The 23,132-nt window shown below is 72.8% G+C and carries 20 protein-coding genes; 16 read left to right on the top strand and 4 right to left on the bottom strand.

The window, feature by feature from the left end; genetic code table 11:
- Positions 1–118 precede the first annotated feature (118 nt).
- The 8 genes from aroA (at position 119) to ACZ3OF_RS30925 (ending at position 8,813) form a co-directional block, all read left to right on the top strand.
- On the top strand, positions 119–1,360 hold the full coding sequence (gene aroA, locus ACZ3OF_RS30960; RefSeq protein WP_361678865.1) for a 3-phosphoshikimate 1-carboxyvinyltransferase: 1,242 nt from the start codon (positions 119–121) through the stop codon (positions 1,358–1,360).
- A gap of 25 nt (positions 1,361–1,385) precedes the next feature.
- Complete coding sequence (gene dxr, locus ACZ3OF_RS30955; RefSeq protein ID WP_361678862.1) at positions 1,386–2,657, top strand: 1-deoxy-D-xylulose-5-phosphate reductoisomerase; 1,272 nt, start codon at positions 1,386–1,388, stop codon at positions 2,655–2,657.
- Positions 2,654–3,958, top strand: coding sequence for a M50 family metallopeptidase (locus tag ACZ3OF_RS30950; protein WP_361678859.1), 1,305 nt, complete (start codon positions 2,654–2,656; stop codon positions 3,956–3,958). Before dxr ends, ACZ3OF_RS30950 begins: the two co-directional genes overlap by 4 nt.
- Before the next feature lie 102 nt (positions 3,959–4,060).
- Positions 4,061–5,218 carry a flavodoxin-dependent (E)-4-hydroxy-3-methylbut-2-enyl-diphosphate synthase gene (gene ispG / locus ACZ3OF_RS30945; RefSeq protein WP_361434427.1) on the top strand — a complete coding sequence of 386 codons (1,158 nt, stop codon included), beginning with the start codon at positions 4,061–4,063 and terminating at the stop codon, positions 5,216–5,218.
- Positions 5,219–5,358: 140 nt separating this feature from the next.
- Positions 5,359–5,505, top strand: coding sequence for a hypothetical protein (locus ACZ3OF_RS30940; RefSeq protein ID WP_467308072.1), 147 nt, complete (start codon positions 5,359–5,361; stop codon positions 5,503–5,505).
- A gap of 117 nt (positions 5,506–5,622) precedes the next feature.
- On the top strand, positions 5,623–6,468 hold the full coding sequence (locus ACZ3OF_RS30935; RefSeq protein WP_361678853.1) for a GNAT family N-acetyltransferase: 846 nt from the start codon (positions 5,623–5,625) through the stop codon (positions 6,466–6,468).
- A gap of 21 nt (positions 6,469–6,489) precedes the next feature.
- Positions 6,490–7,035: a GNAT family N-acetyltransferase gene (locus tag ACZ3OF_RS30930; RefSeq protein ID WP_361678850.1), complete on the top strand. Its 546-nt coding sequence runs from the start codon at positions 6,490–6,492 to the stop codon at positions 7,033–7,035.
- Between the two features lie 77 nt (positions 7,036–7,112).
- Positions 7,113–8,813 (top strand): proline--tRNA ligase, encoded by a 1,701-nt coding sequence (locus ACZ3OF_RS30925; protein ID WP_361678847.1) that lies wholly within the window; start codon positions 7,113–7,115, stop codon positions 8,811–8,813.
- Between the two features lie 101 nt (positions 8,814–8,914).
- Here the strand turns inward: ACZ3OF_RS30925 and ACZ3OF_RS30920 are convergent, their stop codons facing one another.
- Genes ACZ3OF_RS30920 through ACZ3OF_RS30905 form a run of 4 tightly spaced genes read right to left on the bottom strand, consistent with a single transcriptional unit; the run spans position 8,915 to position 11,933 of the window.
- Positions 8,915–9,910, bottom strand: a complete 996-nt coding sequence (locus tag ACZ3OF_RS30920) for a slipin family protein (RefSeq protein ID WP_467308068.1) — start codon at positions 9,908–9,910, stop codon at positions 8,915–8,917.
- Positions 9,911–9,957: 47 nt separating this feature from the next.
- Positions 9,958–10,857, bottom strand: coding sequence for an aminoglycoside phosphotransferase family protein (locus ACZ3OF_RS30915; RefSeq protein ID WP_361682171.1), 900 nt, complete (start codon positions 10,855–10,857; stop codon positions 9,958–9,960).
- A 30-nt stretch (positions 10,858–10,887) separates the two neighbouring features.
- Positions 10,888–11,304: a ferritin-like domain-containing protein gene (locus tag ACZ3OF_RS30910; RefSeq protein ID WP_361682168.1), complete on the bottom strand. Its 417-nt coding sequence runs from the start codon at positions 11,302–11,304 to the stop codon at positions 10,888–10,890.
- Positions 11,301–11,933, bottom strand: coding sequence for a hypothetical protein (locus ACZ3OF_RS30905; protein WP_467308064.1), 633 nt, complete (start codon positions 11,931–11,933; stop codon positions 11,301–11,303). Before ACZ3OF_RS30905 ends, ACZ3OF_RS30910 begins: the two co-directional genes overlap by 4 nt.
- 152 nt (positions 11,934–12,085) lie before the next feature.
- Here ACZ3OF_RS30905 and rimP point away from each other — a divergent pair, with 152 nt between their 5' ends.
- The 8 genes from rimP (at position 12,086) to ACZ3OF_RS30865 (ending at position 23,129) form a co-directional block, all read left to right on the top strand.
- A complete protein-coding gene (gene rimP / locus ACZ3OF_RS30900; RefSeq protein ID WP_361434419.1) occupies positions 12,086–12,583 on the top strand; it encodes a ribosome maturation factor RimP in 498 nt (165 codons plus the stop codon).
- A gap of 2 nt (positions 12,584–12,585) precedes the next feature.
- Entirely contained in the window at positions 12,586–13,587 is a 1,002-nt protein-coding gene (nusA, locus tag ACZ3OF_RS30895) for a transcription termination factor NusA (protein ID WP_361682162.1), read from the top strand.
- 131 nt (positions 13,588–13,718) lie between these two features.
- Positions 13,719–13,997: a YlxR family protein gene (locus tag ACZ3OF_RS30890; protein WP_352191528.1), complete on the top strand. Its 279-nt coding sequence runs from the start codon at positions 13,719–13,721 to the stop codon at positions 13,995–13,997.
- A gap of 147 nt (positions 13,998–14,144) precedes the next feature.
- The gene (gene infB / locus ACZ3OF_RS30885; RefSeq protein ID WP_361682159.1) at positions 14,145–17,240 is read left to right on the top strand and encodes a translation initiation factor IF-2; all 3,096 of its coding nucleotides are present in this window, start codon (positions 14,145–14,147) and stop codon (positions 17,238–17,240) included.
- Positions 17,241–17,380: 140 nt separating this feature from the next.
- Complete coding sequence (locus ACZ3OF_RS30880) at positions 17,381–17,674, top strand: DUF503 domain-containing protein (RefSeq protein ID WP_019889861.1); 294 nt, start codon at positions 17,381–17,383, stop codon at positions 17,672–17,674.
- 29 nt (positions 17,675–17,703) lie between these two features.
- Positions 17,704–18,153: a 30S ribosome-binding factor RbfA gene (gene rbfA / locus ACZ3OF_RS30875; RefSeq protein WP_361434416.1), complete on the top strand. Its 450-nt coding sequence runs from the start codon at positions 17,704–17,706 to the stop codon at positions 18,151–18,153.
- A complete protein-coding gene (gene truB, locus ACZ3OF_RS30870; protein ID WP_389574072.1) occupies positions 18,153–19,049 on the top strand; it encodes a tRNA pseudouridine(55) synthase TruB in 897 nt (298 codons plus the stop codon). Before rbfA ends, truB begins: the two co-directional genes overlap by 1 nt.
- A 216-nt stretch (positions 19,050–19,265) precedes the next feature.
- Positions 19,266–23,129, top strand: coding sequence for a trypsin-like peptidase domain-containing protein (locus ACZ3OF_RS30865; protein WP_467308058.1), 3,864 nt, complete (start codon positions 19,266–19,268; stop codon positions 23,127–23,129).
- Positions 23,130–23,132: the final 3 nt, after the last annotated feature.

The raw sequence follows: 23,132 nt of genomic DNA, 5'->3' as shown, positions 1-23,132 counted from the left end.
CCGGGGGAGCCCCACCCCCCGGCGGAACAGATGCCCACGACCCCGGCCGGGGCCACCGCCCCGTCCACGGTGCGGACGCCCCACGCCGGGCGCCCGAGCCCACGGCACCATGGCCCCCGTGACCGTCATCGACATCCCCGGCTCCAAGTCCCTCACCGCCCGCGCCCTCTTCCTCGCCGCCGCCGCGCACGGGACCAGCACCCTCCTCCGCCCTCTCCTCTCCGACGACACCGAGGGCTTCGCCGAAGGGCTCAGGGCCCTCGGTCACCAGGTACGGCAGGAGCCGGGCGGCGGTGCCTGGCACATCGAAGGACGCCCCGCAGGGCCCGCCGTCGACACCGTCGAGGTCTACTGCCGCGACGGCGCCACCACCGCCCGCTTCCTCCCCACCCTCGCCGCCGCCGGCCACGGCACCTTCCGCTTCGACGCCTCCCCGCAGATGCGCCGCCGCCCGCTGGGCCCCCTCACCACCGCCCTGCGCACCCTCGGCGTCGACCTCCGCCACGAGGAGAACGAGGGCCACCACCCCCTCACCGTCCACGCCGCCGGCATCAAGGGCGGTGCGCTCTCCCTCGACGCCGGCCAGTCCTCCCAGTACCTGACCGCGCTCCTCATGCTCGGCCCGCTCACCGCCGAGGGCCTCACCATCACCGTGACCGACCTGGTCTCGGAGCCGTACGTCGAGATCACCCTCGCGATGATGCGGGCCTTCGGGGCGCAGGTCACCCAGGAGGGACGTACGTACACCGTCGCCCCCACCGGCTACACGGCGACCGCCTACCCCATCGAGCCCGACGCCTCCACGTCCTCGTACTTCTTCGCCGCCGCCGCGCTCGACCCCGGCCGCACCGTCACCGTTCCCGGCCTCGGCACCGGCGCCCTCCAGGGCGACCTCGGCTTCGTCGAGGTCCTGCGCCGGATGGGCGCGGACGTCGAGATCACCGACACGGCCACCACCGTCCGCGGCACCGGAACCCTGCGCGGTCTGACCGTCAACATGCGTGACATCTCCGACACCATGCCGACCCTCGCCGCCCTCGCGCCCTTCGCCGACGGGCCGGTCCGCATCGAGGACGTCGCCAACACCCGCGTCAAGGAGTGCGACCGCCTCGACGCCTGCGCCGAGAACCTCCGCCGCCTCGGCATCACCGTCGCCACCGGCCCCGACTGGATCGAGATCCGGCCCGGCACCCCCACCGGCCCCGTCGAGATCGCCACGCACGGCGACCACCGGATCGTGATGTCCTTCGCCGTCACCGCCCTGCGCACCCCCGGCATCACCTTCGACGACCCCGGCTGTGTACGGAAGACGTTCCCCGACTTCCACCACGTCTTCGGAGCGTTCCCCCGCACCCCGTGAAGGGCGCGCGGTCTTTGCGGCAAGAATGGGGGGCATGAGCGACCGCCCCTCTCCTCTCGCCGACCCGCATCTCGTCTTCGATCCGATCGAAGGCCGCCGGGACATCGTCGTCCTCGGCTCCACCGGGTCCATCGGCACCCAGGCCATCGACCTGGTCCTGCGCAACCCCGACCGCTTCCGGGTCACCGCCCTCGCCGCCTCCGGCGGCCGGGTGGAGCTGCTCGCCGAGCAGGCACACCGGCTCAGGGTCGAGGCGGTCGCCGTCGCCCGCGAGGACAAGGCCTCCGAGCTGCGCTCAGCGCTGACCAGGCTGTACGGCCCCGGAGCCACGCTCCCCGAGATCCTCGCCGGGCCCGACGCCGCCACCACGCTGGCCGCCTCGCCCTGCCACACGGTCCTCAACGGCATCACCGGCTCCATCGGACTGGCGCCCACACTCGCCGCCCTCGAAGCCGGCCGCACCCTCGCCCTCGCCAACAAGGAGTCGCTGATCGTCGGCGGCCCGCTGGTCAAGGCCCTGGCCGAGCCCGGCCAGATCATCCCCGTCGACTCCGAGCACGCCGCCCTCTTCCAGGCGCTCGCCGCCGGCACCCGCGCCGACGTCCGCAAGCTGGTCGTCACCGCCTCCGGCGGCCCCTTCCGAGGCCGTACGAGGGCCGAGCTGGCGCACGTCACCCGAGAGGACGCGCTCGCCCACCCGACCTGGGCCATGGGCCCGGTCATCACGGTCAACAGCGCGACCCTGGTGAACAAGGGCCTGGAGGTCATCGAGGCGCACCTCCTCTACGACATCCCCTTCGACCGCATCGAGGTCGTCGTCCACCCGCAGTCGTACGTGCACTCGATGGTCGAGTTCACCGACGGCTCCACGCTCGCCCAGGCCACCCCGCCGGACATGCGCGGCCCGATCGCCCTCGGCATCGGCTGGCCCCAGCGGGTCCCGGACGCGGCCCCCGCCTTCGACTGGACCAAGGCCTCCAGCTGGGAGTTCTTCCCGCTCGACACCGAGGCCTTCCCCTCCGTCGGCCTCGCCCGCCACGTCGGCGAACTGGGCGGCACCGCGCCGGCCGTCTTCAACGCGGCGAACGAGGAGTGCGTCGAGGCGTTTCTCGCCGGAAGGCTGCCGTTCAACGGAATCATGGATACGGTCACGGCAGTCGTCACCGAGCACGGCACCCCCGAGCGGGGAACCTCACTGACGGTGTCGGACGTCCTGGAAGCGGAGACCTGGGCCCGGGCCCGGGCCCGCGAACTGGCAGTACTCGCTGCGAAGGCAACCGCGGAGGCGCGCGCATGACCGTTCTTCTGACGCTCCTCGGCATCGCGCTGTTCGCGTTCGGGCTGCTCGTCTCCATCGCCTGGCACGAGCTGGGCCACCTCTCCACCGCCAAGCTCTTCGGCATCCGCGTGCCCCAGTACATGGTCGGCTTCGGCCCGACCATCTGGTCGAGGAAGAAGGGCGAGACGGAGTACGGCATCAAGGCCATCCCGGCCGGCGGCTACATCCGGATGATCGGCATGTTCCCGCCCGGCAAGGACGGCCGGATCGAGGCCCGCTCCACCTCACCCTGGCGCGCCATGATCGAGGACGCCCGGGAGGCCTCCTTCGAGGAGCTCCAGCCCGGCGACGAGAAGCGGCTCTTCTACACGCGCAGGCCGTGGAAGCGCGTCATCGTGATGTTCGCCGGCCCGTTCATGAACCTGATCCTCGCCGTCCTGCTCTTCTTCGGCAGCGCCATGGCCGTCGGCTTCGAGGCCCAGACCACCAAGGTCGCCGGCGTCACCAACTGCGTCATCGACCAGAGCGAGAAGCGCGACACCTGCCAGGCCGGCGACCGCCCGTCGCCCGCCAAGGCCGCCGGCCTGCTGAAGGGCGACCGGATCGTCGCCTTCAACGGCGAACGCGTCACCGACTGGAACACCCTCTCCGACCGCATCCGCGCCACCACCGGGCCCGCCACCGTCACCGTCCAGCGCGACGGCAAGGAGCTGGACCTCAAGGCGACGCTCCTGGAGAACAAGGTCCTGAAGAAGGACGCGGACGGCAACGTCGTCCAGCCGCTCCAGTACGTCTCCGCCGGCTACCTGGGCTTCGAGTCCGGCCGCGAGGTCGTCCCGCTCACCTTCGGCGAGTCCGCCTCCCGGATGACCGACCAGCTCCAGGCCGGTTTCGAGTCCGTGCTCGCCCTGCCCGGAAAGATCCCGGACCTCTGGGACGCCACCTTCGGCGACGGCGAACGCAAGCAGGACTCACCCGTCGGCGTCGTCGGCGCGGCCCGGATCAGCGGCGAGCTGATGAGCATCGAGGCACCGGCGGAGACCCGGCTGGTCTTCTTCCTCCAGCTGCTCGTGATGTTCAACGTGTCGCTCTTCCTCTTCAACATGCTGCCGCTGCTCCCGCTCGACGGCGGTCACATCGCGGGCGCCCTGTGGGAGTCCGTACGCCGTCACACCGCGCGGATCTTCCGGCGTCCGGACCCGGGGCCGTTCGACGTGGCCAAGCTGATGCCGGCCGCCTATGTCGTGGCGGGCGTGTTCGTCTGCTTCACCCTGCTCGTCCTCGCCGCGGACATCGTCAACCCGGTGAAGCTGACGTGACCGATCGGTGGCCGGACCCCCTGGGTGTCCGGCCACTCGCGCCCGGGGCGGTAATCTCGAAGACCTGAGCCCGATGAACCACACCTTGGGGTTGTACAGCTGATGACCGCGATTTCTCTCGGTATCCCGTCCGTTCCGACCCGGCTCGCCGAGCGGCGCAAGAGCCGCCAGATCCAGGTCGGATCGGTCGCGGTGGGCGGGGACGCGCCCGTCTCGGTGCAGTCGATGACGACGACCCGTACGTCCGACATCGGCGCCACGCTCCAGCAGATCGCCGAGCTGACGGCCTCCGGCTGCCAGATCGTCCGGGTCGCCTGCCCCACGCAGGACGACGCCGACGCGCTCGCCACGATCGCGAAGAAGTCGCAGATCCCGGTGATCGCCGACATCCACTTCCAGCCGAAGTACGTCTTCGCGGCCATCGACGCCGGCTGCGCGGCCGTCCGCGTCAACCCGGGCAACATCAAGCAGTTCGACGACAAGGTCAAGGAGATCGCGCACGCCGCCAAGGCCGCGGGCACCCCGATCCGGATCGGCGTCAACGCGGGCTCGCTCGACGCCCGGCTGCTGAAGAAGTACGGCAAGGCCACCCCCGAGGCGCTGGTCGAGTCCGCGCTGTGGGAGGCCTCCCTCTTCGAGGAGCACGGCTTCGGCGACATCAAGATCTCGGTCAAGCACAACGACCCGGTCGTCATGGTCAACGCCTACCGCCAGCTGGCCGCCGCCTGTGACTACCCGCTGCACCTCGGTGTCACCGAGGCCGGTCCGGCCTTCCAGGGCACCATCAAGTCCGCGGTCGCCTTCGGCGCGCTGCTCTCCGAGGGCATCGGCGACACCATCCGCGTCTCGCTCTCCGCGCCGCCGGTCGAGGAGGTCAAGGTCGGCAACCAGATCCTGGAGTCGCTGAACCTCAAGCCGCGCCGCCTGGAGATCGTCTCCTGCCCGTCCTGCGGCCGCGCCCAGGTCGACGTCTACAAGCTCGCCGAAGAGGTCACGGCCGGCCTGGAGGGCATGGAGGTCCCGCTGCGCGTCGCCGTCATGGGCTGCGTCGTCAACGGCCCCGGCGAGGCCCGCGAGGCCGACCTGGGCGTCGCCTCCGGCAACGGCAAGGGGCAGATCTTCGTCAAGGGCGAGGTCATCAAGACAGTTCCCGAGTCGAAGATCGTCGAGACCCTCATCGAGGAGGCGCTGAAGATCGCCGAGCAGATGGAGAAGGACGGCGTGATGTCGGGCGAGCCGACGGTCGCCATCGGCGTCTGAGCCCTACGCACGGACACCACGAGGCCTCGGCGCCACCCGCGCCGGGGCCTCCTGCCGTCCTCCGGAACTGATCGCTCCCCGTCGGCGTCGTGACGTTCATGGCATCGGGTGGGAACACGATTGGGCGACGAGCCCGCGACATGGGAGAGATGCTGCCGCACTCCCTCCTCGTCGCTGCCGTACCCACGCTCGTCGGAGGGGCGCTGCTCGTCTCCCTCGTCGGACCGACGATGTGGGCGACGGGCCCGCTGCGCCGCCGGAGGCGGGCACGCTCCGCCGACGGGTAGGGGAGCGGGCACGGGGCTCCCGGGCGGCCGGCAGGCTCCCGGCTCACTCGCCCGCCACCTCCTCGACGCGCCAGGTACAGTGCGGAGAATCAGCAGACCGCATGGTGAGGCCCCCTCGTGTTGACGCAGACCACCACCCGGGTCCTCGAACCCGCCGACCTCGGAGCCGCGCTCGCCGTCCTCGAGAGCGCCCCCGTCGAGAACGCCTTCGTGACCGCCCGCGTTCAGGCCGCCGGGCTCGACCCCTGGCGCCTCGGCGGCGAGATGTGGGGCTGGTACACCGACGGACGACTGCGCTCCCTGTGCTACTCCGGCGCCAACCTCGTCCCCATCTGCGCCACTCCCGAAGCCGTCCGTGCCTTCGCCGACCGCGCCCGCAGGACCGGCCGCCGCTGCTCGTCCATCGTCGGCCCCGCCGAGCCCACCGCCCAGCTCTGGAGCCTCCTGGAGCCGAGCTGGGGCCCCGCGAGGGACGTCCGTGGCAACCAGCCGCTCATGGTCACCGAAGGGCCCTCCGCCACCGTCGATCCCGACCCGCTCGTCCGCCGCATCCGCAAGGACGAGATGGAAGTGATCATGCCCGCGTGCGTGGCGATGTTCACCGAGGAGGTCGGCATCTCGCCGATGGCCGGCGACGGCGGACTGCTCTACCAGGCCCGCGTCGCCGAACTCGTCGGCACGGGCCGCTCCTTCGCCCGGATCGAGGACGGCAGGGTCGTCTTCAAGGCGGAGATCGGCGCGGCCACCCGCCAGGCCTGCCAGATCCAGGGCGTCTGGGTCGCCCCCGAGTACCGGGGCCGCGGCCTCTCCGAGACCGGCATGGCCGCCGTGCTGCGCTTCGCCCTCGCCGACGTCGCCCCCGTCGTCAGCCTCTACGTCAACGACTACAACACCCCGGCCAGAGCCGCGTACCGCCGCGTCGGCTTCCGCGAGGTCGGCTCCTTCATGAGCGTGCTCTTCTGAGGCACTTGTAAGGTGCGGCGCATGGATGACGCTGACGTCACGATCGGACCGGTCGACCTCGCCGCACGTGTCGACGACGCCCTCGCCGTACAGGCCATCGCCTTCGGACTGAGCGAGGACGAGATCGTCGTACGCCGCCACATCGTGCTGCGCCATCTGCTCAACCCGGGCGCCCGCGCGTACGGAGCGACCACCGCGTCCGGGCGGCTGGTGGGGTTCGTGTACGGGATGCCCAACGACCGGACCCACTGGTGGTCCGGCGTCGTGGAGCCGTACCTCCGCTCCAACGGCACCGTCGAGTGGCTCGACGACTCCTTCGTGATCACCGAACTCCACGTCCACCCCGACCATCAGGGGCGGGGCGTGGGCCGGGAGCTCATCACCACCATCACCGACCAGTCGAAGCTGCCGCGCTCGATCCTCTCCGCGATCGACACCGAGAGCCCGGCCCGCGGGCTGTACCGCTCCCTCGGGTACGTCGACCTCGCCCGGCGGGTCCACTTCCCCAGCGCCCCCCGTCCGTACGCCGTGATGGGCGCCCCGCTACCGCTCCCGCGCCGGAACTGAGTTACTGATTTCCACCCGCGCGGGCCGCCCGGCTAACCTCCTAGCCATCACCCTTACCCGGCAGGAGTACGAGAACCATGGCCAACGCACCGGTCCAGCGCATGTCCCAGTTGATGGCGAAGACGCTGCGCGACGACCCGGCCGACGCCGAGGTCCTCAGCCACAAGCTCCTCGTCCGCGCCGGCTACGTGCGCCGTACCGCCGCCGGCATCTGGAGCTGGCTGCCGCTCGGCAAGAAGGTCCTCGCCAACGTCGAGCGCATCGTGCGCGAGGAGATGGACGCCATCGGCGCCCAGGAGGTCTCGCTGCCCGCCCTGCTGCCGCGTGAGCCCTACGAGGCGACCGGCCGCTGGGACGAGTACGGCGCCGAGCTCTTCCGCCTCCAGGACCGCAGGGGCGGCGACTACCTCCTCGGCCCGACCCACGAGGAGATCTTCACCCTCCTGGTGAAGGACCAGTGCTCGTCCTACAAGGACCTGCCGGTCATCCTGTACCAGATCCAGACGAAGTTCCGCGACGAGGCCCGTCCGCGGGCCGGCATCCTGCGCGGCCGCGAGTTCCTGATGAAGGACTCGTACTCCTTCGACACGGAGGACGAGGGCCTCGCCCAGTCCTACGCCCTGCACCGCGAGGCCTACAAGCGCGTCTTCGAGCGTCTCGGTCTCGACTACCGCATCGTGGCCGCCACCGCCGGCGCCATGGGCGGCTCGAAGTCCGAGGAGTTCCTCGCCCCGGCCGAGGCCGGCGAGGACACCTTCGCCGACTGCCCGAACTGCGACTTCGCCGCGAACACCGAGGCGATCTCCTACGAGCTCCAGCCGGTCGACGGCTCCGCCGTCGCCGCCGCCGAGGAGATCCCCACCCCCGACACCCCGACCATCGAGACCCTGGCCGCCTCCCTCGGTGTCCCGGCCTCCGCCACGCTCAAGAACCTGCTGGTGAAGGTCGACGGCGAGATCGTGGCCGTGGGCGTGCCCGGCGACCGTGAGGTCGACATGGGCAAGGTCGAGGAGCACTTCGCCCCGGCCGTCGTCGAGATGGTCACCGAGGCCGACTTCGCCGAGCGCGCGGACCTCGTACGCGGCTACGTCGGCCCGCAGGGCCTGGAGAAGGTCACGTACATCGCCGACCCGCGCGTCGCCCCGGGCACGGCGTGGATCACGGGCGCCAACAAGGAGGGCATGCACGCGAAGAACGTCGTCGCGGGGCGTGACTTCGAGGTCTCCGAGTACGTCGACGTCGTCGTCGTGCAGGAGGGCGACCCGTGCCCCAAGTGCGGCACCGGCCTGAAGCTGGACCGCGCGATCGAGATCGGCCACATCTTCCAGCTGGGCCGCAAGTACGCCGACGCCCTCAAGCTCGACGTCCTCGGCCAGAACGGCAAGCCGGTCCGCGTGACCATGGGCTCGTACGGCATCGGCGTCTCGCGCGCGGTCGCCGCTCTCGCCGAGCAGTCGGCCGACGACAAGGGCCTGTGCTGGCCCGCCGAGGTCGCCCCGGCGGACGTCCACGTCGTGGCGGCGGGCAAGGCGCTCCAGACGGAGCTGGCCCTGGACGTCTCGGAGCAGCTGCGCGCCGCGGGCCTCCGGGTCCTGGTCGACGACCGCGCGGGCGTCTCCCCGGGCGTGAAGTTCACCGACGCGGAGCTGATCGGCGTCCCGAAGATCCTGGTCGCAGGCCGCCGCTCGGCGGAGGGCGTCCTGGAGCTGAAGGACCGCCGCACGGGCGAACGCGAAGAGCTCCCGGTGGCAGAGGCGATCGCCCGCCTGACCGCGTAGGCCCCGCCGCCGCGTGGCGGGCCCCGCCCACCCGGGCGGCGCCCGCCCCCGTTGTGGGCAATCGTTCCGCCCCACGGAACGATTGCCCACCACCCCGACCGCTACGCCGCTTCGTCGCGCGGTGCCGGGTCCGCCGGCGGGCCCGCCAGCGTGTCGTCCGGGAGCGGCGGGAGGTCCGCCAGGTCCGGAAGGTCCGTCGTCGACCGAGGCTCCGGCCCCTCCACCGCCTCCGGCTCCGACGTCAGCTCCGGCAGCGGGTCCTGGAACATCTCCGGCGGCGCCACCGGCACAGGGGCCGTGCCTTCGGCCGCATCCGACGGCGCCGCGCCGGCCTGCGGCGGCGTCGCCCGCTCCAGGAACCTCAGCAGCTCCACTGGGATCGGCAGGACCAGCGTCGAGTTCTTCTCCGCCGACACCGCCATCACCGTCTGCAGCAGCCTCAGCTGAAGCGCCGCCGGCTGCGCCGACATCACCTCCGCGGCCTCCGCCAGCTTCTTCGATGCCTGGAGCTCCGCGTCCGCGTTGATCACCCGCGCCCGCCGCTCCCGGTCCGCCTCCGCCTGCCGGGCCATCGAGCGCTTCATCGTCTCCGGCAGCGAGACGTCCTTGATCTCGACCCGGTCGATCGCGACACCCCAACCCATCGCCGGACTGTCGAGCATCAGCTCCAGACCCTGGTTGAGCTTCTCGCGGTTCGACAGCAGGTCGTCCAGATCGCTCTTGCCGATGATCGACCGCAGCGACGTCTGCGCCATCTGCGAGACCGCGAACCGGTAGTCCTCCACCCGCACCAGCGCGTCCGCCGCGTCGACCACCTTGAAGTACACGACCGCGTCCACCCGCACCGTCACGTTGTCCCGGGTGATGCCCTCCTGCGCCGGCACGGGCAGCGTCACGATCTGGAGGTTCACCTTGTGCAGCCGGTCGACCACCGGCACGATCATCGTGAATCCCGGCTGCCGGACCTGGCTCACGAGCCGCCCGAAGCGGAAGACCACACCTCGTTCGTACTGCTTCACCACGCGCGCGGCCGCGCCTACGTAGACCACGACCGCTACGCCGGTCGCCGCCGCCGCTGCCAACAGCTCCTCGACCATGACGGCCCCCTGAGCTCCGAGCCGAGCGTTACAGCAAGGTTATTCCCCTACAGCCAGCCCGCGAACTCGAGCAGCAGCTCCGCGTCCTGCCGCCGCCCCGCCGTCAGCGCCCGGGTCCCCGACTCGACGGCGCGGAACAGGGTCCAGCCGCGCAGCCGGTCCCGGTCCACCTCCAGGGAATCCGCCAGCTTGTTGACCCGCCGACGGGCCGCCGACGCCCCGGCCGAGGCGCCCACCAGGTCCTCGACCCGGTCCCGTACCAGCCGCGCCAGGTCGTAGGCGCGCTCGCCGACCAGCGGCTCGGGACCGACGGCCAGCCAGGGCGCGCGGTCACCGGCGAGCACCTTGCCCTGGCGGAAGTTCCCGTGCAGGAGCAGCGTCTCGGGGGAATCGGCGACCAGCTCCGCGCGCGCGTCGAGCGCGGCCGCGGTCAGCGCACCGGCCTCCGCGTCGGCGCGGTAGGACTCCATCGCCGTCGCCTGGCGGGCGGTGCGCTCGGCCACCGACTCGAAGCCGTGCCCCACGGGCGGCTCCACCCACAGCTTCCGTACCGTGCCCGCCGCCTCGAGGAGTGCCTTCGCCTCCGGCAGGGACCGCACCGACACCTCGGGGTGCAGCCGCTCCAGGACCAGCGAACCGTCCTCGGGCGCGCCGAGCAGCCGCACAGCGCCCCAGCCGTTCCAGTGCGCCAGCGCGTCCCGCTCCAGATCGGGCCGTGCGGCCTCCGGGGCGAGCTTCAGCGCGGCGGGGGAGCCGTCCCCCTGCCGTACGAGCACCACCAGGCTGCTGCGCCCGCCGGGGGCCATCACCCGTTCGACGTCCAGGGAGGCGTGCTCCACGGCGTTGCGCGCGAGCTCGGGCAGCTTCCCGAGCCACTCGGCCGCGACCGCGTCCCCGTACGTCTCGCCGAGCGTCCGCACCAGTCGCTGCGGCGGTTCGAAACCCATACGTGCGTTGTTCCTTCTGGTCAAAGGGGCCTACGCCCGCTCGGCGAGCCCAGGAAAGGTTACGTCGGTGCCGCGCCAGCGAACGGCCCGTACCGCCGCCTCCCGCAACGCGGCGGCCGCGTCCCGCCGCAGCGGCCCCTCCGCCGCCCGTACGAGATCGGAGTACACCCCGGCCAGGCGGTCCTCCAGGACGGCGGCGAGACGTACGGCGGCGGCCGTGTCCGGTACCGGGAACGGCAGCTCGTAGCCGGCCGCGGCGGCCACCGGTTCGCCGCCCAGGTCCCGCACGGTCCTGCGCAGCCCGTCGCGGCGGGCACGGTGCGCCTCGTACGCCGCCGTGGCCTCCGCGCGCCGCTCGGCGCCGATCCGGCCGCCGACGACGCCGTACCCGTACACCGCAGCGTGCTCGGCGGCGAGGGCGGCGCGCGCCGCGTCGAGGGCGCTCATGCCCGGCCTCCTTCGGTCAGCAGAATCGCGTGGACCGCTCCGGCCGCCGCCACGGAGGCGAGCAGCCGGGCGTACTCGGGCGGCGCGTCGAGCAGTGTCGCCGCGTGGGCGTCGGCGGTCGACCGGGCGGCCGTCGCCAGCTCCTTGAGGGCGACCGCGGGTTCGGTGGCCACGGCGGGCGCTCCCGAGGCCGGTGCCCCGGAGGCCGGTGCCCCGGAGCCCGAAGGGACCGGGCTCGCCGAACCGGTCGCCGAGCCCCTCCCCGAAGCGCTCCCCGTGCCGCTCGTCGCCCGCTCGGCGCCCGTGTCCGCCGGTCGGGTGTCCGCCGAAGGGGCGTCCTTCGCCGCGCCCTCGGCCAGCGCGGCGACATGGGCCGCCACCGCCGCCCGCAGCGGGGCCAGGCGCCCGGCCAGCGGGGGATGCGCGGTGAGCACCGCGTCGTAACGTTCCAGCAGATCCCGGCTCGTCGCCGCCGACCTGCGGCGGAGCGCCGCCTCGGCCAGTGCCGCCCGTTCCGCCGCGGAGGGCTTCCTCGGCCGCCCGCCGCCGCCCTCCGAGGTGCAGCCGGCCAGTGTCACCGCGCCGGCAGCCAGGAGCGCGCGCCTGCCTACGGTCCCCGTGCGCCCCACATTCACTCCCTCGGCCCGGATCGAAGATCACCGCAGGCGAGCGTACCCGCGGCCCCCGGCCCCGTGGACGGCAACACCCCCCGCGACCGGATACCCTTTGGTCTGACACGCGACGAACCCACAACAGCACACGCGGCCGAGGAGTCACCCGGATGAGCACCACCCAGAGCGACAGGCTGCGAGCACTCCTTGAGCCGCTCATCGCCTCGCAGGGACTCGATCTCGAAGAGCTCGAGGTGGCCTCCGTGGGACGCAAGCGGGTGCTGCGTGTGGTCGTCGACTCCGACGAAGGCGCCGACCTGGACCAGGTCGCCGATGTGAGCCGCGCGCTCTCGGCGAAGCTGGACGAGACCGACGCGATGGGCGAGGGGGAGTACACCCTCGAGGTCGGCACCCCGGGCGCGGAGCGCCCGCTCACCGAGCACCGCCACTACGTGCGCGCCACCGGGCGCCTGGCCAAGCTGCAGCTGAACGACGGCGCGGAGCTCGTCGCGCGGATCCTCGCCGTGGACGAGGACGGCATCGACCTCGAAGTGCCGGGCGTGAAGGGGCGCAAGCCCACCGCCCGCCGGGTCGAGTTCGCGGACGTCGCCAAGGCGCGTGTCGAGATCGAGTTCAACCGCAAGGACAAGAAGGAAGAGGAGGCGTAGCCGTGGACATCGACGTGAAGCTCCTGAAGGGCTTGGCACAAGAGAAGGAGATCTCCTTCGACCTGTTGGTCGAGGCGATCGAGTCGGCCCTCCTCATCGCATACCACCGCACCCCCTCGGCCCGCCGCCACGCGCGCGTGGAGCTGAACCGGCAGACCGGTCACGTGACGGTGTGGGCCAAGGAAGACCCCTCCGAGCTGGAGGAGGGCCAGGAGCCCAAGGAGTTCGACGACACCCCGTCGGACTTCGGCCGGATCGCCGCGAGCACCGCCCGCCAGGTCATCCAGCAGCGGCTCCGCGACGCCGAGAACGACGTCACCTTCGGCGAGTACGCCCGCCGTGAGGGCGACATCGTGGCCGGCATGGTGCAGCAGGGCAAGGACCCGAAGAACGTCCTCGTCAAGCTGGACGACAAGCTCGAGGCCATCCTTCCGGTGCAGGAGCAGGTGCCGGGCGAGGAGTACACGCACGGTCTGCGGCTGCGGACGTACGTGGTCCGGGTCGCCAAGGGTGTCCGCGGTCCGTCCGTCACCCTTTCGCGCACCCACCCCAATCTGGTGAAGAAGCTGTTCGCCCTGGAGGTCCCCGAGATCGCCGACGGTTCCGTCGAGATCGCGGCGATCGCCCGTGAGGCCGGTCACCGCACCAAGATCGCCGTACGGTCCACCCGTTCGGGCCTGAACGCCAAGGGCGCCTGCATCGGCCCCATGGGCAGCCGGGTGCGCAATGTCATGGCCGAGCTGCTCGGCGAGAAGATCGACATCGTCGACTGGTCGGACGACCCGGCCGAGATGGTGGCCAGCGCGCTCTCCCCGGCCCGGGTCTCCAAGGTCGAGATCGTCGACCTGGCCGCCCGCTCCGCGCGGGTGACCGTGCCGGACTACCAGCTGTCGCTGGCGATCGGCAAGGAGGGCCAGAACGCCCGCCTGGCCGCCCGCCTGACCGGCTGGCGCATCGACATCCGTCCGGACACCGAGCCCGACGAGCAGCGCGACCGGGACTGAGCGGCCCGCAAGGGCCGCAAGGATAGAGAGATCCCGCCCTCCTCACCTGGTGTGAGGGCGAGATCACGACAAACGACCGTTCGAATTTTGCCCCAAACGGGTGAGGTCGGTACGGGGAGGTAGACTTAGCCGTGTCTGGCCGGACGCATGCCCGCGCGTGCCCTGAGCGAACCTGTGTGGGATGCCGGGAGCGAGCGGCCAAGAGCGATCTGCTGCGCATCGTGGCGGTCGAGGGCGCTTGTGTCCCCGATCATCGCGGTACGCTGCCCGGCCGGGGTGCGTATCTGCACCCCGCCTCGGTCTGTCTCGACCTGGCGGTCCGTCGCCGGGCGTTCCCGAGGGCCTTCAAGGTCCAGGGGCCGCTCGAACTGGCGGAAATCAGGTGTCGGCTGGAGCAGCTCACCCAGTAAGAAGAAGTACGGCACGGAGAACCGTGCGGTCAGGTACCTCGCGAGTTGGAAGTAGGTCGAGATTGCGATGAGCACTCGATGAGTACGCGATGAGTACGCCCATGAAGTAGCGACGGTCCGGCGGTAACCGGACCTAAAAGGAGCGAAGTGGCTAAGGTCCGGGTATACGAACTCGCCAAGGAGTTCGGTGTGGAGAGCAAGGTCGTCATGGCCAAGCTCCAAGAACTCGGTGAATTCGTCCGTTCGGCGTCCTCGACGATCGAGGCGCCGGTCGTGCGCAAGTTGACTGATGCGTTGCAGGGTCCCGGCGGTGGCGCCGGCAAGACCGCTGCGAAGCCTGGCGCGCCTCGTAAGGCCGCCCCCTCGAAGCCCGCGGCGCCGTCTCCGGCCGCCGCGGCACGTCCCGCTGCCCCGAAGCCCGGCGCCCCGGCCCCCAAGCCGGCCCCCGCCGCGCCTGCGGCCCCGGTCACCCCGGCGGCTCCGGCGAGCAGCACCCCCTCTCCGGCTCCGGCCGCCTCGGGCCCCCGCCCGGGCCCGAAGCCCGCGCCCAAGCCGGTCACGCCGGCTCCGGCCGCGCCCGAGTTCACCGCGCCTCCGTCGGCTCCCGCCGCCGGTCAGCGTCCCGGTGGCGCGACCCCGGGACCCCGTCCCGCCGGCGAGCGTCCCGCTCGTCCGGGTCAGGGCGCGCCGCGTCCGCAGGGCCAGGGTGCCCCGCGTCCGCAGGGCCAGGGCGCTCCGCGTCCGGGCGGTGCCCGTCCGGCCGGTCCGCGTCCGGGCAACAACCCCTTCACCTCGGGTGGCTCCACCGGAATGGCGCGCCCGCAGGCGCCCCGTCCGGGTGGCGGTGCCCCCCGTCCCGGCGGCGGTGCCGTTCCGGGTGCCCCGCGTCCGCAGGGCGGCCCCGGTGGCGCCCCGCGTCCCCAGGGTCAGGGCGGCGCCCGTCCGACCCCCGGTGGCATGCCTCGTCCGCAGGCTCCCCGTCCGGGCGGCGCGCCCGGCGGTAACCGTCCGAACCCGGGCATGATGCCGCAGCGTCCCGCTGCCGGCCCGCGTCCCGGTGGTGGCCCCGGCGGCGGTCGTGGTCCCGGTGGCCCCGGTGGCCGTCCGGGTGGCGGCGGCGGTCGTCCCGGTGGCGGCGGCGGCTTCGCCGGCCGTCCGGCCGGTCCCGGCGGTGGCGGCGGCGGCTTCGCCGGTCGTCCCGGTGGTCCCGGTGGCGGCGGCGGTCGTCCGGGTGGTCCCGGCGGCGGTGGCGGCGGCTTCGGCGGTCGTCCCGGCGGCTTCGGTGGCCGTCCCGGTGGCCCCGGTGGCCGTGGTGGCACGCAGGGCGCCTTCGGTCGCCCCGGCGGTCCCGCGCGTCGTGGTCGCAAGTCGAAGCGTCAGAGGCGCCAGGAGTACGAGGCCATGCAGGCCCCGTCGGTCGGCGGCGTGATGCTGCCCCGCGGTGGCGGCGAGACCATTCGCCTGTCGCGCGGTGCCTCCCTCACCGACTTCGCCGAGAAGATCGGCGCCAACCCGGCGTCGCTCGTCGCGGTGATGATGAACCTCGGCGAGATGGTGACGGCCACGCAGTCCGTCTCCGACGACACGCTGCAGATGCTCGGCGACGAGATGAACTACACGGTTCAGATCGTCTCCCCGGAGGAGGAGGACCGCGAGCTCCTCGAGTCCTTCGACATCGAGTTCGGCGAGGACGAGGGCGGCGAAGAGGCTCTGGTCTCCCGTCCGCCGGTCGTCACCGTCATGGGTCACGTCGACCACGGTAAGACCCGACTTCTCGACGCGATCCGCAAGACGAACGTCGTCGCGGGCGAGGCCGGTGGCATCACCCAGCACATCGGTGCCTACCAGGTGGGTACCGAGGTCAACGGCGAAGAGCGTCGCATCACCTTCATCGACACCCCGGGTCACGAGGCGTTCACCGCCATGCGTGCCCGTGGTGCGAAGTCGACCGACATCGCGATCCTCGTGGTCGCGGCCAACGACGGCGTCATGCCGCAGACGATCGAGGCGCTCAACCACGCCAAGGCCGCCGGCGTCCCGATCGTCGTCGCGGTCAACAAGATCGACGTCGAGGGTGCCGACCCGACCAAGGTCCGCGGTCAGCTGACCGAGTTCGGTCTGGTGGCCGAGGAGTACGGCGGCGACACGATGTTCGTCGACATCTCCGCCAAGCAGGGTCTGCACATCGACTCCCTGCTGGAGGCCGTCGTCCTCACCGCCGACGCCTCGCTCGACCTGCGGGCCAACCCGAACCAGGACGCGCAGGGTATTGCGATCGAGTCCCACCTCGACCGCGGTCGCGGTGCCGTCTCGACCGTCCTGGTCCAGCGCGGAACGCTGCGCATCGGCGACACCGTGGTGGTCGGCGACGCGTACGGCCGTGTCCGGGCGATGCTCGACGACAAGGGCAACAACGTCGAGGAGGCGACCCCGTCGACTCCCGTCCTGGTGCTCGGTCTCACCAACGTGCCGGGTGCCGGCGACAACCTCCTGGTCGTCGACGAGGACCGTACGGCGCGTCAGATCGCCGAGAAGCGTGCTGCGCGTGAGCGCAACGCCGCCTTCGCCAAGCGCGTCCGCCGGGTGTCCCTCGAGGACCTCGACAAGGTGCTCAAGGCCGGTCTGGTCCAGGAACTCAACCTCATCATCAAGGGCGACGCGTCCGGTGCGGTCGAGGCTCTCGAGTCCTCGCTGCTCCAGCTCGACGTCGGCGAAGAGGTCGACATCCGTGTCCTGCACCGCGGTGTGGGTGCGGTCACCGAGTCCGACATCGACCTGGCCATGGGCTCCGACGCCATCGTCATCGGCTACAACGTCCGGGCTGCCGGCCGTGCGGCCCAGATGGCGGAGCGCGAGGGTGTCGACGTCCGGTACTACTCGGTGATCTACCAGGCCATCGAGGAGATCGAGGCGGCGCTCAAGGGCCTCCTCAAGCCGGAGTACGAAGAGGTCGAGCTCGGTACGGCGGAGATCCGCGAGGTCTTCCGCTCGTCCAAGCTGGGCAACATCGCCGGTGTCCTCATCCGCTCCGGCGAGGTCAAGCGCAACACCAAGGCGCGCCTCGTCCGCGACGGCAAGGTCATCGCCGAGGACCTCACGATCCACGGTCTGCGCCGCTTCAAGGACGACGTCACCGAGATCCGCGAAGGCTTCGAGGGCGGTATCAACCTCGGAAACTTCAACGACATCAAGATCGACGACGTCATCGCGACGTACGAGATGCGCGAGAAGCCGCGCGCCTGAGTGCAGCGGTAGGTCGGGGCCGGTCGGCGGAAAGTATTCCGTCGATCGGCCCCGGCCGTTGCGTGTACGGTTCTGGTGTTCCTGCCAAGCGACGGCGTGGCAGGCCACCGAACCCGAACCGGCGGGACATCCGGCACTACATGTACGTGGGGACTCTGTCCTTCGATCTGCTCCTCGGCGACGTTCATTCGTTGAAGGAGAAACGCTCCGTCGTCCGGCCCATCGTCGCCGAGCTCCAGCGCAAGTTCTCCGTGAGCGCGGCCGAGGTGGGCGACCAGGACCTCCATCGCAGGGCCCGTCTGGGCGTCGCGCTGGTGTCCGGGGACCCGGGGTTCGTGTCGGACGTGCTCGACCGCTGTGAGCGGCTGGTCGCGGCCCGGCCCGAGGTGGAGCTGCTGTCGGTGCGACGCAGGCTCCACACTGATGAAGACTGAATGAGCAAGGCAAAGAAGGAGAAGGACCAGTGGCCGACAACGCGCGGGCGAAGAAGCTGGCGGACCTCATCCGGGAGGTGGTCGCCGAGAAGCTGCAGCGCGGCATCAAGGACCCGCGCCTGGGTACGCACGTGACCATCACGGACACCCGCGTCACCGGTGACCTGCGGGAGGCCACGGTCTTCTACACGGTCTACGGCGACGACGAGGAGCGGGCCAGCGCGGCCGCCGGCCTGGAGAGCGCCAAGGGCATCCTGCGCTCCGCCGTCGGTGCCGCCGCCGGGACGAAGTTCACGCCGACGCTGACCTTCGTCGCGGACGCCCTTCCGGAGACCGCCAAGACGATCGAGGACCTCCTCGACAAGGCGCGGGCCTCGGACGCCAAGGTGCGCGAGGCGTCCTCGGGCGCGAAGTACGCCGGCGAGGCCGACCCGTACCGCAAGCCCGAGGACGAGGACGAAGAGGGCACCACCGCCTGATGAGCACCGCAAAGACGCCCGACGGCCTTGTCATCGTCGACAAGCCGTCGGGCTTCACTTCGCACGACGTCGTGGCCAAGATGCGCGGGATCGCCAAGACCCGACGCGTCGGCCACGCGGGCACGCTCGACCCCATGGCGACGGGCGTCCTCGTCCTCGGCGTGGAGCGGGCGACCAAGCTGCTCGGTCACCTCGCGCTGACCGAGAAGGAGTACCTCGGCACCATCCGCCTCGGCCAGACGACGATCACCGACGACGCCGAGGGCGAGATCACGGCCTCCGTGGACGCGTCCAAGGTGACCCGTGAGGGGATCGACGCGGGCGTGGCGGAGCTGACCGGCGCCATCATGCAGGTGCCGTCGAAGGTCTCCGCCATCAAGATCGACGGCAAGCGGTCGTACGCGCGCGTGCGCGGCGGCGAGGAGTTCGAGATCCCGGCACGCCCGGTCACGGTCTCGTCCTTCCAGGTGTACGACGTCCGCGAGGCCGTCGCCGAGGACGGCACGCCCGTCGTGGACCTCGTCGTCTCGGTGGTCTGCTCCTCCGGTACGTACATCCGGGCGCTCGCCCGCGACCTGGGCGCCGGACTCGGCGTGGGCGGTCATCTGACCGCGCTGCGACGGACCCGGGTCGGCCCGTACAAGCTCGACTCGGCGCGGACGCTCGATCAGCTCCAGGAGGAGCTGACGGTCATGCCGGTCGCCGAGGCGGCCGCCGCGGCGTTCCCGCGCTGGGACGTCGACGAGAAGCGGGGCCGGCTGCTGCTGAACGGCGTCCGCCTGGAGATGCCGTCCTACCCGGCCGGACCGGTCGCGGTCTTCGGGCCAGGGGACCGGCTGCTCGCCCTCGTGGAGGACCAGAAGGGCAAGGCCAAGAGCCTCGCCGTCTTCGGCTGACCCGTCGGGGTGGACCACGGTGGAGCGGGCACGCGCGCGTGCCCGCTCCACACTCCCCCCGGGTGATCCCCCGATCCCCCGGGCGAGTATCTATCCACTCCGATCCGCGTATTCACCCCTTCGGGCAGGCGCTCGGAGTGAAACGGGGGAGCGCTGGGGGGCGCGTTCGGCCTGTGTGGTTCTCGGAGTGATCACCGCCGACCTACCGTCGACACCATGGGACGCGGGGACCTCGGCACGCTGGTACGGATCTGCGATCCGGCGGGCCGACCGCGTGGCACCGGCTTCGTGGCCGACGACCGGGGAACGGTCGTCACCAGTCACGAGGCCGTCGACGGGCTCGTACGGATCGTCCTGCGCGCCCCCGGCGACCGGACGTACGTCGCCGAGGCCGACGCCGTCACCGCGCTGCCCGAGACGGGTCTCGCGCTCGTACGGACCGAAGGGCTCGACGTCCGGCCGATGCCGGTCTCGGCGCGGACCGAGGTCGAGGCCGGGACGTACGTACGGATCGCGGCGCACGGCTGGCGGGAGGCCCGGGTCCTCGGCGCGGCGGCCGTCACCTACCCGGCGGCCGGCCGCCGGCCGATTCCCGGCCACGCCTGGGAGCTGGCCATCGGCACCGAGGGCGCCGATGCCCTGCGGCTGGGCGGACAGGCCACGGGCGGGCCCGTCGTGGATCCGGAGACCGGGGCCGTCCTCGCCGTCCTCGCCACCGCCCTGCACGGCGACCACCGGGCCGCCGGCTACGCCCTGCGGCTCGCGCCCGTCGGCCGGCTCGGCGAGCTGCTGAGGCGCAACGCGGCGACCGCGCCCTGCTACGGACCCGAGCTCAACCTGGCGGCCGTCCTGGAGCTCACCGCCACCTCCACCGGAGTCGTGGACCCGGCCGGGACCCGGCCCGCGCCCGTCGAACGGGCCGACTGCGTACGTGAGTTCACCGCCTTCGCCGCCTCGGACGCCCTGGTCCTCGCCCTCGTCGGCGCCCCCGGCAGCGGCCGTACGACCGCGCTTGCCGCCCACCGCGCCGAGCGGGCCGGCGGCGCCGAGCCCGCCCCCACGGTCTGGCTGCGCGGGGCCGACCTGCGCGCCGACGACACCTCGGCCGCCGACGCCGTGGCCCGTGTCCTGCGCCAGGCCGGCCGTATCGTCACCGCCTCGGGCGCCCGCGGCGACACCACGGGAGCCACCCCCGAACACGCCGCGGCGCTCGCCCGCGCGGCCGGCCGGCCGCTGCTGATCGTCCTCGACGGCCCCGAGGAGATGCCTCCCGCCCTCGCGCACCGCCTCCCCGCCTGGACGAGGGGCACCGAGACCTGGCTCCGCGCCCACGGTGCCCGGCTGATGCTCGGCTGCCGCCCGGAGCACTGGGAACAGGCGTTCCGGCACTACACCCCCGAATCCCTGCACAGGCCTGGCGCCGCGCCGGGAGCCGGGGCGGTGCCCGGCGCCGTACCGCTCGGGGATCTCACCGAGGAGGAGGCGAGGCGTGCCCGCGCGCGGTACGGACTCGACCTCGGCGATCTCGCCGCCGACGACGCCCGGCATCCCCTCACGCTGCGGCTGCTCGCCGAGGTCCGGGACGCCGTGCCCGGGGGAGCGCCCGGGAGGCCCGGGCGGGAGGAGATCTTCGGCGCCCACCTCGACCTGATGTGTCTGCGGGTCGCCGTACGGATCGCCGCCGGTACCCGCCCCGTCCCGCGCGGCGCCGCCGTGCGCCGGCTCGCCACGCGGGTCGCCGGGCAGGTCCACGAGGCGGCCCGCAGATGCCTCGGACCCGGGCAGGGCGAACTGGACCGCGGCTCGTTCGAGGAGCTCTTCCCGTGGCGGACCGGCTGGGCCTCCGCCGTACTGACCGAGGGGCTCGTCGTCCCGGCAGGCTCCGGCTACCGCCTCGGCCACGAGGAGGTCGCCGACTGGATCCAGGGCGCCCACCTGGACGTCGACGAGGCCCTCCACACGCTCGCCGAGGCCACCGCGCCCGGCCCGACGCGGCCGGGGGTCGCTACGCCCGCCCCCACACGGCCCGGGGCCACCACCCCCGCCGCAGCACCGTCGGGGGTCTCTGCGCCCGGCTCGACGTGGTCGGAGGTCTCTGCGCCCGCCCCGGCACGGTGGGGGGTCTCTGCGCCCGGCCCGACGCGGTCGGAGGGCACGACCCCCGCCGCAGCACTGTCGGGTGCCACCGCGCCCGACCCCACGCGGCCGGAGGCCACCACCCCCGTTCCCACGCAGCCGGGGGCCACCACCCCCGCCGCAGCATGGTCGGGAGCCACCACCCCCGCCTCCACGCAGCCTGGGGCCTCACCGGAGGAGCCGGCCCCGGGCCCCCTGCCCGTACCTCGGCACCGCATCGGGCCCGTCGTCCAGGCCCTGCTCCTGATGGACCGCGAACACGGCTCCGACGCGCTCGGGCTCCGTCTGACCGGACTGACCGAGACCCTGAACCGGCTCCGCGCCGACGGCCTGGCGACCACCGACGCCGGCTGGTGGGCCTCCCGGCTCCTCGCCCAGACCCTGCTCCGGCTCCAGGACCCCCGGCCCTACCTCCCGGTCCTCCGCCGGCTCGCCGACCACCTGGGCGGCCCCCGGCCCGCCCCCCTCGCCGGCGAGGGGATCCCCCAGCCGCGCCCCGCCCCGGAAGCCCGGCCCCCGGCCCATCTCTCCACACCAGCCACCCCGCCCCCACCGCCTGCCCACCTCTCCGCACCGGCGGCCGCCCCCGTCTTCGGACCCGCGTTCTGGCAGGCACTGCGGGTCGGCGACGGGGAGCGGATCGACCTGCTGCGGCGGCTCGTGCCGGCCGACCCGCCCGTGGGCGCCACCACCGTGCCCCGGTTCCTCGACGTCGTCGCCGCACGCCTCGTCGCCGAGCCCCGTGGCGTACAGCCACTGCTCTGCCGCTGGTTCGCGGACCGACGCGCCCTCGCCGCCGCCCCGTACGCCACCGTCGGCACCGCCGCGCAGGCCCTGCTGCACACCCATCGGCACCTGGCCGTCGACGACCTCTGCGAAGCGCTCGTCGCCACCGCCCACCCGCTCGCCGACGGCCTGCTCACCGCGCTCACGGAGGACGAACCCTCGGCCGTGTGCCGGGCCGTCGACCGCTGGGCCCACGACGACGGCCGGCCCGCGCGCCGCGCCGCGGCCGCGACGTACGGCAGCCTGGTCGCCCCGCACGTCACGACCGGCCCCGACCGCGAACTCCTCCGCTACGCCGCCCTCGCCCTGCTCGCCCGCCCCGGCGACGCCGCCCTGCACGGCCCCGCCCTCGGCCTCCTCGTCCGCGACCCGCACACCCGCTCCCGCCATCTGCCCCGCGCCCTGACCCACCCGCGCGTACCCGCGGACGCCCTCACCGCCGCGCTCGTCACCCACGCCGAACCCGTCCTCGCCGCCCTCCAGGCCCGGCTGCACGGACCCGGCGAGGGCGCCGGAGAGACCCTCCGCGCGCTCGCCGAGGTCACCACGCCCGCCCTCGCCCGGCGCGCCGCCGCACTCGTCGGCGCGTACGTCGACCACCACCCCGACGGCGCCCGCCACGCCGCCGCCTTCGTCGACCGCCGCCTCGAACACGGCCCCGCCGCCCGCGCCGTCCTCTTCCCCCTGGTCACCGGCCTGCTGCGCGGCAGGCCCGTCCAGGTCCGCAGCGCCCTCGCCCCGGTGCTCGCCGCGCCCGGCACAGGCGCCTCCCGCCTGCTGCGTACCGAACTCCTCGACGTACTCCTCGACCACGAGCGGTACGCGGCACGGGACCTCGCCGTGCTCGACGCCCTGCTGCGGGCCGCCGCCCTCGGCTGCGAGCGGCGCCCCGAGGTCCGCACCCGCGACCTCGTCCACCGCAGCGCCCTCCTCCTGGTCCGTACGCCCGAAGGGGCGACCTGCTGCGACCGCAGGCTCGTCGAGCTCGCCCGCGAAGTACCCGCGTTCGCCACCCAGCTGGCACGCTGGCTCGCCGACGCCCCCGACGAGTGGGCCGTCGTGGTCGGCCCCGGCGCCCGCCGCACGGTCCAGAGCATCGGCAGGTCCATGCCGATGCGAGGAGAAGGCCGTGGGCATGGCAGTCTTAGACCGGCGTAATCG

The sequence above is a fragment of the Streptomyces sp. NPDC022552 genome (assembly GCF_055561875.1).
Note: the sequence above shows the minus strand (reverse complement) of the source record. Positions and strands in the feature narration are given on the sequence as shown.

What these genes read in the sequence shown, in the direction of transcription:
- dxr (WP_361678862.1), top strand. Translation starts at nt 1,386, where the DNA reads ATGGGGGGCATGAGCGACCGCCCCTCTCCTCTCGCCGACCCGCATCTC.
- ACZ3OF_RS30950 (WP_361678859.1), top strand. Translation starts at nt 2,654, where the DNA reads ATGACCGTTCTTCTGACGCTCCTCGGCATCGCGCTGTTCGCGTTCGGG.
- ispG (WP_361434427.1), top strand. Translation starts at nt 4,061, where the DNA reads ATGACCGCGATTTCTCTCGGTATCCCGTCCGTTCCGACCCGGCTCGCC.
- ACZ3OF_RS30940 (WP_467308072.1), top strand. Translation starts at nt 5,359, where the DNA reads ATGGGAGAGATGCTGCCGCACTCCCTCCTCGTCGCTGCCGTACCCACG.
- ACZ3OF_RS30930 (WP_361678850.1), top strand. Translation starts at nt 6,490, where the DNA reads ATGGATGACGCTGACGTCACGATCGGACCGGTCGACCTCGCCGCACGT.
- ACZ3OF_RS30925 (WP_361678847.1), top strand. Translation starts at nt 7,113, where the DNA reads ATGGCCAACGCACCGGTCCAGCGCATGTCCCAGTTGATGGCGAAGACG.
- ACZ3OF_RS30920 (WP_467308068.1), bottom strand. Translation starts at nt 9,910, where the DNA reads ATGGTCGAGGAGCTGTTGGCAGCGGCGGCGGCGACCGGCGTAGCGGTC.
- ACZ3OF_RS30915 (WP_361682171.1), bottom strand. Translation starts at nt 10,857, where the DNA reads ATGGGTTTCGAACCGCCGCAGCGACTGGTGCGGACGCTCGGCGAGACG.
- ACZ3OF_RS30910 (WP_361682168.1), bottom strand. Translation starts at nt 11,304, where the DNA reads ATGAGCGCCCTCGACGCGGCGCGCGCCGCCCTCGCCGCCGAGCACGCT.
- rimP (WP_361434419.1), top strand. Translation starts at nt 12,086, where the DNA reads ATGAGCACCACCCAGAGCGACAGGCTGCGAGCACTCCTTGAGCCGCTC.
- ACZ3OF_RS30880 (WP_019889861.1), top strand. Translation starts at nt 17,381, where the DNA reads ATGTACGTGGGGACTCTGTCCTTCGATCTGCTCCTCGGCGACGTTCAT.
- truB (WP_389574072.1), top strand. Translation starts at nt 18,153, where the DNA reads ATGAGCACCGCAAAGACGCCCGACGGCCTTGTCATCGTCGACAAGCCG.
- ACZ3OF_RS30865 (WP_467308058.1), top strand. Translation starts at nt 19,266, where the DNA reads ATGGGACGCGGGGACCTCGGCACGCTGGTACGGATCTGCGATCCGGCG.